The sequence below is a fragment of the Runella sp. genome (assembly GCF_965279615.1).
GTDB lineage: Bacteria > Bacteroidota > Bacteroidia > Cytophagales > Spirosomataceae > Runella.
Genome location: NZ_OZ257252.1, coordinates 5,058,340 through 5,075,491, shown reverse-complemented (window position 1 = coordinate 5,075,491; position 17,152 = coordinate 5,058,340). Strand labels below are relative to the sequence as shown.

The 17,152-nt window shown below is 42.3% G+C and carries 13 protein-coding genes; 8 read left to right on the top strand and 5 right to left on the bottom strand.

The window, feature by feature from the left end; translation table 11 throughout:
* Positions 1–2: 2 nt before the first annotated feature.
* The 4 genes from ACQY73_RS21395 (at position 3) to ACQY73_RS21380 (ending at position 4,334) form a co-directional block, all read left to right on the top strand.
* Positions 3–557, top strand: a complete 555-nt coding sequence (locus ACQY73_RS21395; RefSeq protein WP_428654749.1) for a YqgE/AlgH family protein — start codon at positions 3–5, stop codon at positions 555–557.
* Between the two features lie 207 nt (positions 558–764).
* Positions 765–1,346 (top strand): outer membrane beta-barrel protein, encoded by a 582-nt coding sequence (locus tag ACQY73_RS21390; RefSeq protein ID WP_428654746.1) that lies wholly within the window; start codon positions 765–767, stop codon positions 1,344–1,346.
* Between the two features lie 211 nt (positions 1,347–1,557).
* Positions 1,558–3,003, top strand: coding sequence for an anthranilate synthase component I family protein (locus ACQY73_RS21385; RefSeq protein WP_428654744.1), 1,446 nt, complete (start codon positions 1,558–1,560; stop codon positions 3,001–3,003).
* A 140-nt stretch (positions 3,004–3,143) separates the two neighbouring features.
* Positions 3,144–4,334, top strand: a complete 1,191-nt coding sequence (locus ACQY73_RS21380; RefSeq protein ID WP_428654742.1) for a T9SS type A sorting domain-containing protein — start codon at positions 3,144–3,146, stop codon at positions 4,332–4,334.
* Between the two features lie 15 nt (positions 4,335–4,349).
* On the opposite strand, the gene ACQY73_RS21375 is transcribed toward ACQY73_RS21380, so the two are convergent.
* Entirely contained in the window at positions 4,350–4,874 is a 525-nt protein-coding gene (locus ACQY73_RS21375; RefSeq protein WP_428654740.1) for a hypothetical protein, read from the bottom strand.
* 97 nt (positions 4,875–4,971) lie between these two features.
* Here ACQY73_RS21375 and ACQY73_RS21370 point away from each other — a divergent pair, with 97 nt between their 5' ends.
* Entirely contained in the window at positions 4,972–5,262 is a 291-nt protein-coding gene (locus ACQY73_RS21370; protein ID WP_428654738.1) for a HesB/IscA family protein, read from the top strand.
* A 127-nt stretch (positions 5,263–5,389) separates the two neighbouring features.
* On the top strand, positions 5,390–9,139 hold the full coding sequence (locus ACQY73_RS21365) for a sensor histidine kinase (protein ID WP_428654736.1): 3,750 nt from the start codon (positions 5,390–5,392) through the stop codon (positions 9,137–9,139).
* Between the two features lie 4 nt (positions 9,140–9,143).
* Here the strand turns inward: ACQY73_RS21365 and ACQY73_RS21360 are convergent, their stop codons facing one another.
* Positions 9,144–9,986 carry a universal stress protein gene (locus ACQY73_RS21360; RefSeq protein ID WP_428654734.1) on the bottom strand — a complete coding sequence of 281 codons (843 nt, stop codon included), beginning with the start codon at positions 9,984–9,986 and terminating at the stop codon, positions 9,144–9,146.
* A gap of 197 nt (positions 9,987–10,183) precedes the next feature.
* On the opposite strand from ACQY73_RS21360, the gene ACQY73_RS21355 reads away from it, so the two are divergent.
* Positions 10,184–11,419, top strand: coding sequence for an ABC transporter permease (locus ACQY73_RS21355; protein ID WP_428654732.1), 1,236 nt, complete (start codon positions 10,184–10,186; stop codon positions 11,417–11,419).
* An 85-nt stretch (positions 11,420–11,504) separates the two neighbouring features.
* On the opposite strand, the gene murI is transcribed toward ACQY73_RS21355, so the two are convergent.
* The 3 genes from murI to ACQY73_RS21340 are packed head-to-tail and all read right to left on the bottom strand — an operon-like array spanning position 11,505 to position 15,983.
* Positions 11,505–12,329: a glutamate racemase gene (gene murI / locus ACQY73_RS21350; protein ID WP_428654730.1), complete on the bottom strand. Its 825-nt coding sequence runs from the start codon at positions 12,327–12,329 to the stop codon at positions 11,505–11,507.
* 18 nt (positions 12,330–12,347) lie between these two features.
* Positions 12,348–13,526: a DUF819 domain-containing protein gene (locus tag ACQY73_RS21345; protein ID WP_428654727.1), complete on the bottom strand. Its 1,179-nt coding sequence runs from the start codon at positions 13,524–13,526 to the stop codon at positions 12,348–12,350.
* Between the two features lie 45 nt (positions 13,527–13,571).
* The gene (locus ACQY73_RS21340; protein ID WP_428654725.1) at positions 13,572–15,983 is read right to left on the bottom strand and encodes an endonuclease MutS2; all 2,412 of its coding nucleotides are present in this window, start codon (positions 15,981–15,983) and stop codon (positions 13,572–13,574) included.
* 193 nt (positions 15,984–16,176) lie between these two features.
* On the opposite strand from ACQY73_RS21340, the gene hisA reads away from it, so the two are divergent.
* Positions 16,177–16,902 carry a 1-(5-phosphoribosyl)-5-[(5-phosphoribosylamino)methylideneamino]imidazole-4-carboxamide isomerase gene (hisA, locus tag ACQY73_RS21335; protein ID WP_428654723.1) on the top strand — a complete coding sequence of 242 codons (726 nt, stop codon included), beginning with the start codon at positions 16,177–16,179 and terminating at the stop codon, positions 16,900–16,902.
* Positions 16,903–17,152: the final 250 nt, after the last annotated feature.

The following is a 17,152-nucleotide window of genomic DNA, read 5'->3' as shown; positions in this document are numbered from 1 at the left end:
AAATGCCCCCGCTAAAACCCGCCAAAGGAAAATTGCTGATTGCCGAGCCATTTTTGGGAGACCCCAATTTTGAGCGGAGCGTCGTATTTTTGTGTGAGCATAACGAAAACGGGACCTTTGGTTTGGTTTTTAATCAAACAACCAACCTGCACCTCAACGATGTCCTCAAAGAACCCGTTGTGAACAATATGCCTCTCTATTTGGGTGGACCGGTAGAACAGAATACTTTACATTTTCTTCACCGATTACCTTTTCTGGAAGACGCTGTTCCCGTAGGTGAAAATTTGTATTGGAGTGGTGATTTTGAACAAATTACGAGCCTACTCAATGTTGGCAAAATAACCGAGCGGGATTTGCGTTTTTTCATTGGTTATTCGGGTTGGTCGGCAGGGCAGCTTGATGATGAACTCAGTAAAAACGCCTGGATCGTATCCAATACTGATGCCGGATTTATATTCGATACGCCGGTCGATCAATTTTGGAGGGCGGTTTTACGGAAAATGGGTGGAGAATATCGCGTTAAGTCACATTACCCTACTGATCCGAGATTAAATTAGACGATATATGTGGTACGGACGACCCGTCCGTCCATCCACAGCTAAAGCAGAAGTAAAACACCTAAAATCGTAAAGGTCATTTACCCTATTCCCCTTTAACTCCACAGGAACTGAAAATAACAATTACCCAAAATAAACAGTGTGGTTGACACAGAAACAACCAAGTGACTTTGAAAGCCACTGCAAACCAACTTTTAGAATTGTATCATGAATTTGAAACTTAGATTACTTCTTCTTTTAGTGATTGTCTCGTTGGGAGCACAAGCACAAACAGTTTACATGAAACCCCATTTAGGACTGCGCTTAGGACTGAATGTTGCCCGCAGCACCTATTCCCCCAACTTTATTTATAACCTAAAAGCGCAATCCCACCCCAATTTAGGCGTGTTTTATCGTATGCGAACAAAAAAATGGGCTTTCCAACCGGAAGTGCAACTCTCTGTACGCGGCGGAACTTTCAAAAGTGAAACGGCAGTAATACGCAACAATTTCAACTATGCGAGTTTTGTACCGGTAGTGGGATACATCATCACCGAAGGCCTTACGTTTGAAGTTGCCCCGGAATTCAGTTACGCCCTCAGCACCCTTAAAAGTGTCGTTCCTCTACGTAAAAATGAATTTAGTTTAGGCTCAGGCTTACGCTTCGATTTTATGGATATGGGGGAAGATTTCAGCCTGAATGTTCGGTACATTCATGGTTTTACCAATTTATCAACTTCTAAGACGGAGACCCTTTCCAACAAGACACTGCAAGTATCCGTTATTTACAATTTGTACAAGAAAAAATAAAAATTTGGATTTATAAATCCCGATTGTAATTTTGCAACATGATTTTAAACGTAAAAAATAGCGCGTGGTGGTGGCGTTCTTCTTTGAGAAAGATGAACACGTAATGCTATGCTTATTTTTTATTCTAAAAAGCTCGCTGTTCATCATACAGCGAGCTTTTTTTATTTTCAACATTCGAACCTGATTCCTAATTCAACCGAAAAATAAGGTAATGACAACGACCGAAACCACTTTCAAGATCACCACCCAAAGCCGCAAATTACTGGGAGATATGCTTACTCCCGTTGGAGTTTATCTTAAACTTCGCGACAAATTCCCTTACACCGTTATGCTCGAAAGTGCCGAATACCACGGCATGGAACACGGTTTCAGTGTCATCGCCTGCGACCCCGTTGCTTCATTTGTATTGGACGAAGATGTTGTTAAACAGTGCTTCCCTGATGGCTCTGAAGATTCGTTTCGTTTGCCTTATCGGAAGCATGCGATGCAAACGCTGCGGGATTTTATTCAACGTTTTGATGCCCCAAAAAACGAGCACCCATTTATCAACGGAGGACTATTCGGGCACATCACCTACGATTCGGTAGAGTATTTTGAAGACATTGAAATTCAGGAAAAAACGCCCGACAATGCCATCCCGCAAATGGTATACCGCATTTATCGTTTTGTGATCGCGTTCAATCATTTCAAAGACGAAGTGTACCTTTTTGAACATGATTATGGCGTTACGAGGCAAGACTCCAATCATAGCAAAAGCATGGGCATGGACCTTGATTCGTTGGAAATGATCATCAAGGCACCCAAAATGGCAACGTTCCGTTTTCGTGCCGGTGACACTGAAGAAAGCAATGTGACCGATGAACAAATGGCGGGTACGATTCAGCAATGCATTAATCACTGTCTGCGCGGCGATGTATTTCAAATTGTACCTTCACGGCGTTTCAGCAAAAAATTTGAAGGCGATGAATTCAATGTGTACCGTGCTTTGCGCTCCGTCAATCCTTCACCCTATCTTTTTTACTTTGACTTCGGCAATTATAAGGTTTTTGGATCATCGCCCGAAAAACAGATTTTTATCAAAAACGGCCACGCCGAAATTCACCCCATTGCGGGCACGTTCCGCCGCACCGGAGACGATGAAAAAGACGCAGAATTGGCACGCCAATTAGCCGCTGACCCCAAAGAAACGGCCGAACACGTAATGTTGGTAGATTTAGCCCGCAATGACCTGAGTCGGAGTTGTGATGTAGTAAAAGTGGAAACGTATAAAGAAGCGCAGTTTTTCTCACACGTGATCCATTTGGTTTCAAAAGTTACGGGCAAGATGAGTGCCGGCGTGAATCCATTGCAATTGGTAGCCGACACATTTCCGGCCGGAACGCTTTCCGGTGCTCCGAAACATAACGCTATGACCCTCATTAATCGGCTCGAAACTACCAATAGAAGTATTTACGGAGGAGCTTTGGGTCATATCAGTTTCAGCGGCGATTTTAATCACTGTATTACGATCAGGACGTTCTTAAGTAAAAACAATACGTTGTTTTATCAGGCAGGAATGGGCGTAGTAGCCAAGTCAAACATTGCTTCGGAAATGCAGGAGGTTCATAATAAGCTCGCTGCCCTTCGCAAAGCCATTGAAATGGCCAATGAATTGTAAATAAAGTAAATGGCCGGCAACAAAAATTCCTCTTTAGCCCAAAGATGCTTTTTTGCAAAGTTTGTCTATCTTTGTTTCGTTTATTGCGTATATATTCTATAATTAAATAAGAAAGTATTATGCATAATCGTTTTCACGGTATGAGGAGACTTTTTACACTGCTGGCCATTTTCTATTCCACATTCACATTTGGACAGGGATTTATTGACCTTTCCTCCAATACGGACATCACACCTTGGGCACCCGACGGTGCCTTGTTACAGACTTTTAATAATGTTGGCAACCCTCAGGTTACTGTTACAGCTACAGTTGAAGGCAACGTCAATCGTTTTAATAACAATACTCCCCGTAATGATGCTCGCGGACTGTGGCTAAACATTGCATTGGGAATTCGTACAGATGCCGTTCGTATTACATTTACGTTCAGCGAGCCTGTCACTAATTTATCTTTCGGCATTCTTGGAATAGACCGCGAACAAAGTTTCAGTAACTATCAGGATCGCGTTCTGATCGGCGGTTATGATGATAACGGAAATGGCGTCACACCAACTATTACCTACAACCTCGGTTTTGCCTACTTATCAAACGGAACTGAGCCTTTTTTGAAATTCTTATCCGGCTTTAATTCAGATCCGTTGGACAGTACACGCTCCAATGTCTCATTTCCCAACGCCGGCATCAAAAAAGTAACGCTTACTTTCGGTAGCGGCGATTTAGTTCGGAGTGGAGCCACCACTTCTCAAAGTATTTTTTTAACAAATCTATCGTGGGCGAGTATTGTACCTGTTGAGCTTCTTTATTTCCGAGGCAAAGCGGAAAATGACCGCGTACGTCTGAATTGGGCTACCGCTACCGAATCCAACAGCGATTATTTTCAGGTAGAACGCAGTACTGATCTTAAAGAATTTACGCCGTTGGGCCGCCTAACTTCGGCGGGAGATTCAAAAGAGCGAAAAGAATATAGTTTTTTAGACGAAGCTCCTCTGCCGGGTGTCAATTATTATCGCTTAAAACAAGTTGATAAAGACCGCGCGGCTGAATATTCAAAAATAATTGCCGTCAGTCCTCAAACTGCAGCCTCACGATTTGTCATTTATCCAAACCCTTCCGATGGACAAACGATAAAACTACAATTTGATAATCTTGAATTGGATGGCCTTCGTTTATATACTTTGCTTGGACAGGAAGTTCCCTTTGAAATTCAGGCAAACAACGGCAATAGTTTGACGATCAAACCTCAACGCGAGTTGCAGACAGGCCTTTATTTTGTTACCTATACCAATCCTACCGGCCGGGCACGAGTGACCCAAAAATTATGGGTCAGTAAATAACTCCTTTGTATATAATTACATAAATTCCTGCTGAATTTCGTCTTTGATCGTCCTGAGCGCCAAAGCCGTAGGATTACGATTTTCTTTGATGATTTTCTCAAAAATCTTTTTTGATAACTCTAACGGTGCCGCATCAGAAGCAATCTCGGAAGCTGCTTGATTGATAAGCGTAATCACTTCCTGTTGAGCCGCCCGTACCTGTTCCCATGCTTCGTGACTCATGTAGACCTGTTGCGAAAGATTGTGGTTGAATTCTTCCCGTACTTCGCACATTAAAATTTGCTGAAATTCAATGGCTTGTGTAGCCGAGCCGTTCAAACGGATAATAAGATTATTAGGGCTGATTCGTTCCAGAAAAAGACACATCCGCTCATAGGCCTGAAGACGAATCGGCAGGGTTATTTCTACTTTTTTACTTCGATTTTCAAGTTGTTTATCTACAAATTGTTTTTTCAGAAAAGTAGCCACAGTCAAATACATAGCATACAATACCAATGCTGAAGGAAGCAAAATTTTCAATAGGTCGGTGACAATTTCCATTCGTTTATTGTTGGTTTACTATTCAAGAGTCTCCGCAAAGAACGCAAACTGTCGTCAAAATAGTACGTACTTTCGCGGATTAACGTTTAAAAGTACCATGATACCTGCCAATCCTATCAGAATTTCGGCCATTGCCCATCAAGAGATCGTAGATACGTTACGCATTAATAAGATCCCCGATACGTATGGATTAAGGGTGGGAATGAAAGGCGGTGGCTGCGGTGCCCAGTTTTTATTGGGCTTTGACCTGCCCACCGAAAACGATCAGGTATATATAATCGAAGCCATAAAGGTCATTATTGATAAACGTCACTTAATGTACGTCATTGGTACAGAAGTAGACTACGAAGAGACCGAAGGAGGAGCGGGGTTTACGTTGGTAAAATAGCCCTTTATATTGGTGAAATACTTGATTTATTTGGCAACTCACAAAAACACTTATGCAGGCAACACTAACTTTTGGCACGATTTTAGGTCTGTATTTATAAAACGACACAATCACTCTTTGGACTTTCGTGCAGAAAATTAGCAGACATATTCTGGTCATTCTGGCTTCAGCTTCGTTATTACTGGCGTTATTGTCATTCTTTTTCTTTGAAAGAGGAGCTTTGGGAGCAGCAGAAGAAACCTATTTTTCGGCCGTCAAAGAGCGTATCCGTCAGGAGCTTTCGGTATCGCAGGGAGAATTGGAACGAATCACGGGCTTGGTATCACAAAACACAAACACCCAATTTTCCGATCTTCGTCAATCTACAAAATATCCTTATTATGTATACCAAAATGGTCGCCTGATCTTCTGGTCAGATTATCGATTCATCCCTGACTACGAGTCGATTCGTAAAATATCTGAAACCCAGATGGTTACCTTTGACCAAAGTAAGTATTTGGTCAGCCGCCGGCAATACACTCGCCCCAATGGCCGAATTGATATTGTTTCTGTCATTAATTTGTATCGGTATTATAAGAATGAAAACAACTACCTGCAATCGGGCTACAATACTAATCTTTTTACAGTAGATCCTGAACAGATCTCAACCAATGTCGGCCCTGCTTACCAAAACGTACTGGACAATCAGAATCGCTTTTTGTTTTCTATCGTCCCGCCCAAATTTGAATCGTACCGCAATCAAACCACGCCCGTCAACACCATTACCTGGGGTGTATTGGCGGCAGTTTTGTTCGGAATTTATATTTTTAAATGGGTTATTACTTTAAGCAGGCAGAAGCGGTATGAGCAGGCTTTTTTGCTGTTAACGGTCTATTTATTCTTACTTCGAGCGGGAATGCTGTATTTTGGCATTCCGTTCTTATTTTCCGAAACCGATCTGTTCAACCCTAAATTCTACGCCTCTTCGCCTATTGCACCCTCCCTTGGCGATTTGCTGCTCAATTGTGTTGTCTGCTTTATTTTATCACTTTATGTAGCTGATTTTTACTTTCGTTCCAAGACCTATCTTTTCTTAGTCAATACCTCCAAAAAAGTTCGGCCTGTTTTATCATTTGTCTTTATTGCACTAAGCTTTGGAGTGTTTTATGTCAGTCTGTTGGAATTGACCAATATTTATGAAAAATCACAGTTCACGCTTGATATTACACTGAGTATTTCTTTTTCAATCCTTAAAATAGCGTGTTTAATCATCTTCATTCTCATCTCAAGTATTTACTTTCTTTGTACGCATTTATTGGTGGGGTTGTTTATTCGGCTTAATCCTCAAAAACTGTTTGGTGTGCTGACTTTTGCGGTTAGCGCAATTATAATAACGGCAGTGCTTTTTGTGTTAAAAACAGAATTAAAATGGATTTTCGGAATTCACGCCATTTACTTTCTGTTGCTGTATTTTTCACGGTTTCCACGTATTCTTTATACTTTCCGCTATCGCACCACCATTTACTACTTCATGGGAGCCTTCTTTTGGGCCGTTGTGACTACGTATGTGGTATACAATGAAGAAGAGCAAAAAGACATTACCAACAAAAAAGAATTTGGCGAAAAAATCATTGCCGAGAATGATGACTTAGGAGAATATTTGTTGGATCGTGCCAAAGAATCCATAAGCAAAGACGCTGAAATCCAGAATTCTTTTATCAGCGATACCATCCTGTCAAGAGAGCGAATCCAACAAATGGTGAAGAGTATTCACTTAGACAAATATTTTGATAAATACGACATTGAAGTCGTGTCTTTTCAGGCAGATGGACAGCCTTTAGATACATCTATTTCAAAAGAAACATTTGACAATTATACCAAATTCTATCGGCAGCAAAAATACCAAACCAAGTATGCTTCGCTTTATTTTATCAACGATCTGGTCAATGATTTCAGAAAACAATATTTGAGTTTGATTGATATTTACAAAGATTCGGTCTTGGTTGGCCGCGTCGTGCTTAATCTTAACCCTCGCGAAGATCAACCCCGAAATGTGTATCCGGAGTTGTTAATGGACAAAAAATTTGTACAGGCCCCTGAAACACGTCAATATAGCTATGCTGTTTATGACACTCACAAAAACCTCATTTATAGCTCCGGAAGCTATAATTATGACCGAAAAATGCCGCAAACAGAACTGGATAATCCTGTTTTGTTTGAGCGCGGAATCCAACTTTATGACTACAAACATGTAGGAAATCGCGACAAAAATAAGCGGTATATGATCGTATCTTCCAAATCATATCCTCTTAAAAGTCTTATTTCAAATTTTTCGTTTTTGTATCTGATTTTGGTTTTATACGTCATTTGTATCATTGCTGTTTATGCGTTGAAATACGGTTTAAGACGCTTAAAGATCAGTTATACAACCAAAATTCAAATTCTGCTCAACGTTGCATTTTTTACACCGCTGTTGCTGATTGTGTTAATAACATTGCAGGTAATTACGGCCAATTACAACAGTAATCAGGAAAACAGCTACCTGACAAGCACCAAAAACATCGGTAACAACTTTGCTCCGTACCTGGCAGAATATATGAGCGGAAGAAGGAGTCAGGAAGCAATGGTGCAGGAATTGGAAAAAATTGCCCGCGATGCCAACGTTGATATTAATTTCTTCAACGAAGAAGGAAACCTTTCCATTACGACGGAGCCGCTCATTTATGAAAGCAAACTTCTGTCAAAATGGTTGAATCCTGAAGCGTATATCCATTTACTTCAAGACCGTGAAAATGAGGTTTTGCTGGATGAATCACTTGGTAAAAAACAATACCGAACCGCGTATGTGACGGTCAGGGCAAGTAATACCGGTAAGCCTTTAGGGATTTTAAGCATCCCGTATTTTGATTCAAAACCGGAGCTTGATCGGCAGATCATTGAAGTGATCTCAACAATACTGAGCGTTTTTGCCATCATGTTCCTCTTGTTTTTGGCCATTTCCTATTGGGCTTCCAATTTGTTAACGATTCCTTTACGACTCCTGACGCAGAAGATACGGAGAATTAATCTCCACCAACTGAACGAACCGGTCAATTGGAAATCGGACGATGAGATCGGGGTGCTGGTAGGTTCTTATAACCAGATGTTGAAAAAGTTGGATGATAGTAAACAGGAACTTGCTAAAAACGAAAAACAATCGGCATGGCGTGAAATGGCGAAACAGGTAGCGCACGAGATCAAGAACCCATTGACACCGATGAAACTCACGATCCAGCAACTTCAGCGAACCATGCTGCGCGATCTGCCGCCTAATTTGCCCCAAAACGAACGCATAAAGCGTACGTTTGAATCGTTGATCGACCAAATTGATAACATCAGCGACATTGCCACATCGTTCTCGGATTTTGCCAAAATGCCGCTTCCTAAAAACGAGCTTTTTGAGATTTCCTCGGTACTCAATAAAGCCGCTGACTTATATGCCGACGATACTAAAATCACCCTTCGCAGGGATATTCAAACCCGTAGAGTGAACGTAATCGGTGACCGACAGCTCATTGGCCGTATCATTACGAATCTGATCATTAACGGAATTCAATCAGTCCCGTCGGGCCGCCGTCCGGAAATTCTCCTTCGTTTGCGTACCGATGAAGGCAATGTTTATATTGAAGTTCAGGACAACGGAAACGGTATCCCCGAAGCCATTCGTCCAAAAGTTTTCTTACCCAATTTCAGTACCAAACAGGATGGCTCAGGTTTAGGGCTCGCCATTGCCAAGCGCGGCGTAGAACATGCGGGCGGTACCATCTGGTTTGAAACGGAAGAAGGAACAGGAACAACCTTTTTCTTATCTCTTCCCCTTACCCACGGCAACCGCCCGGTTGAAGTAAGTTTACCCTGAAAATCTACCTGATACTCAAACTGAGTACCGGAATATCGGAATGATTGGCCGTATCTTCCGTCATACTGCCCATGAAGAAGTGGGCCAGGCCTCGGCGTTGGTGCGTTGCCATCACGATCAGGTCTGCTTTATTCCGGTGAGCAAAGTCCAGAATAGCATCTTCTTCATTGAATACTTCGGTATCCGAAACAAATAACGTTGCATTTTTCAGCCCTGACTCTTTCACTAAAAACGCCTTTTGGGCTTCCATCGCTTCGGTGTTCTTAAAATGGCCCGGATCATTAATATAGAGCAGAGATACTTCCCCTACGAAAACGCTTTGCAATGAAGCAAATGCGGTAAACGCAGCAATTTGATCTTCTTTTAACGTAGTTGGAAACACAATCTTATCGAACGAAGCAGGCAGGTTAGGAACCGCTAAAACAGGGCATTTCACGCGCCGGATTACTTTTTCTGTGTTAGAACCCACAAGAAACTCTTCTATGCCCGACACCCCACGCGTTCCCATTACCACTAAATCAATCGCATGGTCTTTCACGAAATCTTCGATCACACTTACCATCGGGCCGCCAATGACTGCCGTCCGAATCTTTATTCCGGCGAATTTTCCATTTTCGGCAATTTCGATCAGTGTCTTTTTTAAGCTTTCAGTTACCATATCCAAATACTCATCTTCGATGGCTTTGTCGTACAAATAATACTCTGCCATCGGTGTTGCCATTACCATCTTTTCATTGGCATGAAGCAACATAATTTCGGCATTCGTTTTCAAAGCCAAATCCGCTGCCACTTCCAGCGCGTTGTGCGCAAAGCCGGAAAAATCCGTTGGAACTAATATTTTTTTCATTACAGTACATCGGTTAAGTAAAAAATGATAGTTAAATGTACTGCCCCGGCAAAATCTAAATGATGATAAATATCAAAGTAAGTCACTGATATACATCAATTAATCTGACTAAATGAGAAAATAAGTCGCTTCCCTAATGCGTATCAATGGATATGTGCTTAATTTTGGAAGCCAATACTCATTTAACAATACCACCGATGAATCTTTTCAAAATAAGTTGGGCCAATCTTAAAGATAAAAAGCTGAACAGTTTCCTAAGTGCGCTCCTGATGACGCTTGGAATAGGGATCATTTCGATGTTGTTGTTATTGAATAAGCAATTGGACGAACAATTTCGGCGTAATATCAAAGGCATCGACATGGTGGTGGGTGCTAAAGGAAGTCCACTGCAATTGATTTTATCAAGTATCTACCAGATTGATTCTCCAACGGGCAACGTTTCGCTTGACGAAGCGCAACGGGTTATGAAAAATCCATTGGTCAAAACGGCCATTCCGCTGGCGATGGGAGACAATTATATGTCTTACCGAATTGTAGGAACCAATCCCAAATATCCTAATCATTTTGAAGCCAAAGTCAAAGAAGGCAGGCTCTTTGCCACTACAATGGAAGCAACCGTCGGCGCAAAAGCAGCCAGTGTAACGGGCTTGAAAATCGGCGACGTTTTTGCCGGTGCACACGGTTTTGACAATATGGACGATGTACACGGTAACAAAAAATACAAAGTGGTCGGCATTTTTGAAACCAACAATTCTGTCATAGACCAACTCATTTTGACCGATATTTCGAGTGTATGGTCCATTCATGAACACGCCGAAGCACCGGGCCAAAGAGCAAACGTAACCGATCTACTCACAGGCGGCGACTCCACCCAAACCGATGACCCAAGTCAGGAAATTACGAGTTTGTTGGTAAAATTCCGCAATCCAATGGGAATGGTGGCTTTGCCTCGTTTTATCAATGAAAATACCAAAATGCAGGCGGCTTCGGTGGCTTTTGAGATCAATCGCTTGTTTTCATTGTTGGGAATAGGCATTGACACGTTACGCGCTATTGCGCTCATTATCATACTTATAGCAGGGGTAAGTGTTTTTATTTCCCTTTACAATTCGTTGAAAGAACGTAAATATGAAATGGCGTTAATGCTTTCTATGGGCGCAACACGTACCAAGTTGTTTGTAATGCTGTTGTTGGAAGGAATTATGTTGGCATTGGTTGGCTATGGCGCAGGGGTGTTGATGAGCCGAGTGGGTTTATGGCTGTTTAGCCGCGCTGCTGAGACTGATTATCATTATTCTTTTGCTGATTTCAGCCTTCTTCCCGAAGAGATATGGTTGTTGGTCGGAGCTATTTTGATCGGTATTTTAGCGGCGGCTATTCCTTCATTGGGCATTTACCGTATCAACTTATCACGGACTTTGGCTGAAGAATAATTGCATAGAACGCTGATTGTTAAGACATCAAGATAGATTATGTTTTACATAACAAATCATAAAATCATAACAATCAGCGTTCCATCTATTTGCCTAAATCCTGATGCAGGCTTTTCACTTCCTGACCGAAAAAAACAGCAGATTGGCGGTCAAAAGCTTCGGTAGAATCGGTCGTATAGAAGGTTCTTTGACCATTTTTACTGCATTTAGCCTCAATTTCGGGATGACGATGAAGGTAATCCGCAAAACTGTGGGCAACAATTTCAGCTTGATTGATAATTCGAATATGTGCAGGCAAAAATTGCCGTATCTTGTTAATTAACAATGGATAATGCGTACAACCCAGCAACACGGCATCAATGTCGGGCGATTGAGCCAGTAAATGCTCAACGTGTTTTTTGACAAAATAATCTGCGCCTTCGTTGTCAAATTCGCCATTTTCGATCAACGGCACCCACATCGGACACGCTTCCTGCACCACGTTCATGTTGGGGAAAAACTTTTCTATTTCCACTAAATATGACTCTGACAAGACCGTACCTGCCGTGGCAAAAATGCCAATGTGTTGCGTATGGGTGAATGTTCCAACCACTTCCGTCGTAGGACGAATGACGCCTAAAACGCGCCGTTCCGGAGCGATATGCGGCAGATCAAGCTGCTGAATATTCCGTAATGCTTTGGCAGAAGCTGTATTACACGCCAATACTACCAAATGACATCCTTTCGAGAAAAGATGTTTGACGCACTCAAGGGTATAATTATACACCGTGTCGAAGGAGCGTGTTCCATAAGGCGCGCGCGCATTATCTCCCAGATATAAATAATCATATTGTGGCAATTGTTTCACCAACTCTTTTAAAATCGTGAGGCCTCCGTAGCCCGAATCAAATACGCCGATCGATCCCTGCATTAATGTACGTTTAAGATCTTACCAAGATACCGTTTTTAAATACTCTGCTACCACTAATCCGCAGTAGGTTCCGATGGCATTTCCGAGCGCCCCCACCAAAATCCCGGGCAAGTACAAGTCCGGGCGATTGAGGCTTTTTGACAATGCCAAAGCGGAAGCCGAACCGCCAATATTTGCCTGTGAAGCAATGGATAATATATCCCAATCCTGCTTTATTAATGCCCCGATTCCAAAGATAACAGCAGCATGCACAACAATTAATGTACCTACAAAAACAACCATACTTATTGCCAAAGGTCCATCCTTGAGCAACGCCTCAATATCACAGAAAGCACCGATAACCGCCAAAAACAGATAAATACAAAACATGGCTAAAACCTTCATTCCACGCAAACGCTGCACCACCGGAAGTTGCGCCAGCACCAAAGCCAAAGTAGTTAAAATAAGGATCTGAGGAACCTGTGGCAACAACGTTCCCAAGTACTTTGAAACATATAATCCCAAGGCTCCCAGTCCTACCAAAACTGCCAAATCCTGTGGATTGAAGGTTTCAACATCGCTTACCTGAGCAGATGCTTCTTTTTCAAACTGATGTGCCTCTTCTGCCGTATGATTATAAACGATGCGGCGCGGAAAGTAGCGGTTAAGCAGCTGAGGCAACAACAACGTAGCCACCATCCATAAAGCCGTCAGAATATTATCTACCGCTACTGCCGCTGCATAAATATTTCCTTCCTTATTGACTTCATAATGAAGGGCCAATGCGTTGAAATTAGTACTCCCGCCAATGTATGTCCCCGTAAACATTCCGCCCAAAGCATAATAAAATTCGCCAAATCCTTTAGGTCCTTCAATCGCCCACATTCCTGCCAAAACTCCCGCCATTGTTCCCGCCGTTCCCAGAAAAAAACTAAAAACCATAGGCGCGCCCGCCTTTTGAAGCCCTTTAAGATTGACCGTCAGCAATAGATAAAAGATAGAAATGGGCGCGAGATAGGTAAAAATCCCGTCGTATATCGGAGGTGAATTGGTAGAAGCAGGAATCAAACCTATATTGGACGTGATTGCCGTTAAAATGATCACAATGAGTGCCGTACCCATGTGGCGCAGATACGGCAGTTTCGCCAATTTTTCCGAAATGACAATATTGACCATCAATACCGCCAAAATAGCGAGTGAATCCTGAAAAAAGGGCATGTAGATTAAGGATTGGGTAAACAGCAAATGCAATTTACCCAATCTTTATTTCATTTGCACTATCGTAACCCCTGCCCCTCCGCGATCCGGATGCTCATCCTGCATTTTTCCTACCTGTTTATACGATTTAAGATGGTTACGGACCAATTGGCGAAGAATACCATCCCCTTTTCCATGTACAATGCGTAATTCGTCGTAGCCAAGCATCAACGCATTGTTGAGAAAATCATCCAATTCCACCATCGCTTCCTCTCCACGCTTGCCTCTAATGTCCAGATTGAAGCTAAAATTCATCATTTTTTCATTGATGTCAATCCCTCCCACGCCGGTTCTCGGGCCTGCTCCCTTCTCTCCCGTCGCTTCTTTAAAGGCTTTTTTGGAGACTTTTTCCAATCGGTTCAATTTCACGTTGGACTTTAAATCTCCGATTCGAATTTCAATGTCTTTGCCCTTCATCGCCAACACTTCACCCACCGTAGCCTGTCCTTTGATACGCACAAAGCTTCCCACCGAGATTTCGCCGCCTTCGGGAATGAATTCTTCGCGCTCAGGCTCCGCGACGGGTTCAATTTTCAGTTCCTGTTTTTCAAACTGCTCCAGTTCCTGTCGTATTAGTTTTGTTGTATCACGCTCTGCTTTGTTTTCTTTTATCTCGCGAATCGTAGTTTCGATACGTTGATTGGCGGTGGCCAACAATTGTTTGGCTTTTTGTTTGGCATCGTTGATGATTTTCTTTTGGTCATTGTCCAAGCGTGTTTGCAAGGCGGTTGTTTCAACTAACTGTTGAGCCAGTTTTCGTTCCTTAATTCCGATTTCAATGTTCTTTTCCGAAAACACTTTCTTCTCAATATCCAACTCCTTCAACAGCTTTTCGAAATTGACCTGTTGCGTCCCCAATTTACCTTTGGCTCGCTCAATGACTGCTTTGGGAAGGCCTATTTTCGTCGCGATCTCAAACGCAAAACTGCTTCCCGGTTTACCTATCTCTAATTCATATATCGGCTCAAGATGCTCTCCATCGTAGCGCATCGCACCATTGACTAATCCCTGCGTTTTGTCAGCGTAGGTTTTCAAATTCGTGTAGTGCGTGTTGATCACACCATATGCACCCGATTTAGTCAGATCTTCCAAGATGGCTTCTGCAACGGCACCGCCCAAACTTGGCTCCGTTCCCGTTCCGAATTCATCTATCAAAAACAAGGTACGCTTATGAGCAAATTGTAGGAAATGGCGCATATTCGTCAGGTGGCTGCTGTACGTACTCAAATCATTGTCCAGGCTTTGTTCATCACCAATATCAATGAATAAATTCTGAAACAAACCTACCGTCGAGTCTTCACGCATCGCCACCAGCAAACCGCATTGAAGCATGTACTGTGTCAAACCGATTGTTTTCAAAGCAACCGATTTACCTCCTGCATTGGGCCCCGAAATGACCAGAATCCGCTGATTTTGGCGAAGTTCAATCGTTAGCGGAACCACCTTCCGTCCTTGTTTCTGAAATGAAAGGTATAATAATGGATGCCGAGCCATGCGCCAGTCAATCACCGGTTGATTCACAAAGGCAGGATTGACGGCTCCCAACATTGACGCAAATTTCGCTTTGGCCCGAATAAAATCCACCATCCCCAAAAACTGACAGGCTTTCTGCAGGTCTGCTAAATGCGGGCGAATCTGATTTGCCAATTGAATCAAAATACGGTTAATTTCCCGGCGCTCGGCATATTCTAACTCTTTGATTTCATTATTGGCATCCAATACATCGGCAGGTTCAATAAATAATGTTTGCCCCGTGGAAGATTCATCGTGCACAAAGCCTTTCAATTTTCGCTTATGCTCGGCCGAAATAGGAATTACCATTCTCCCATTGCGTACTGTCAATGATACATCGTCGCCCACCCAGCCACTGCTTTTGGCGTGTTTTAGCATTGAGTCCAATTTTTTACGCACACCGGCCGCTTCTGAGATCAATCGACGACGGATATCGGCCAATTCGGGTGAAGCATTGTCACGGATTTGTCCACGGTCATCAATAATGCGGTCAATAGCATCGCTGACCGATTTTTCTACTTTTACATTGCCTGCCAATTCTGTTAAAAAAGGGAAGCGCCCTTCTTCCTGATCGGCTAAAAATTTCAATACTTGGCGAATAGTGCGGAGAGAAAGTTTTAAATCAAAGAATTCATCCAAAGATAACAGCATTCCTTCAACCCGCATTTTGTCGAGTGCAGGTGTAGCATCCAAGTAATTTTGAGAAGGAAACTCCCCTGTCGACTCTTCCAGGATGGCTTTCATCTCAGCCGTTTGACGGGTGAGTTTATCAATGACGGCGAAATTGTCCGAAAAGCGAATCTTCTGTACAAACGCCCGCCCCAGTGGGCTAAGACATAACTCACTCAATTGCTCGCGAATGCGATCAAATCCTAATTTTTGTTCTAAATCTTGCGGGTATAACATTGTCATTCAACATAAGGCATTGAACATTTATCAAAATGTATAGCCAATGCTAAATGACAAATGCTCAATGAAAAGTTCCCACAAAGGTAGTGAGTATATAAGGAAGTATTGTTAAACCCGCACTTACTCCTTAGTTTTGCAGCCAAAACTCACTCATAGCTCCCATCATGTCGATGGACTATAAACTAATTTCATGTTTCATATCATCCCTGCCATAGACCTTATTGAAGGCAAATGCGTACGCTTGACCCAAGGCGATTACGAAAAAAAACAAATATATAATGAGCATCCGCTCGAGGTAGCCATGCAATTTGAAGATGCGGGACTGACTCGTTTGCATCTTGTGGATCTGGATGGTGCCAAAGCCAAAAAAGTAATTAACTGGAAAGTATTGGAAACATTAGCCACTAAAACAAGTCTTCATATTGATTTTGGCGGAGGAGTTCAGTCAGAAGATGATCTGCGCGTGGCTTTTGAATCGGGCGCTAAGCAAGTGACAGGCGGAAGTATTGCCGTAAAGAATCCTGATTTATTTGAAAAATGGCTTACCAACTATGGTGGCGATAAAATAATATTGGGAGCCGATGCCCGCAATGAACGCGTTGCCGTTAGTGGCTGGGAAGAAGGGACTGATCTATGGGTGTATGACTTTGTACAAAAATGGGTTGAAAAAGGTGCTCGCTATACCATCAGTACGGACGTTGCCAAAGACGGTTTACTGCAAGGCCCTTCCTTTGATCTTTACCGAAACTTACAGGATCAATGTCCCGACATAAAAATTATTGCCAGCGGAGGCGTCAGCAACTTAGGAGATATTGAAATATTAGCCGACATGCAGCTTTTTGGCGTGATTGTTGGGAAAGCTATTTATGAAGGAAAAGTAACTTTAGAGGAACTCCAACGGTGGTCGATTAAGTAATTTTGCACACAGAAAATACTCATTCAACAAAATTATATATTGAAAAACGATCTACTCGTGCAATTTTTTCTTGAATAAGTGTAATACAGACAATAATTTCGAGTTCAAGTGAATACTCGGAATTAAATTTGGTGTTTCTCTTACACTTTAAAAAATATTTGGCAAACTCTTGCACAATAAATTATTATTGTTTTATCTTTGAAACATAAATAAGACGCAAAATAATTTTCTTCATCTAAAACAACGAGGG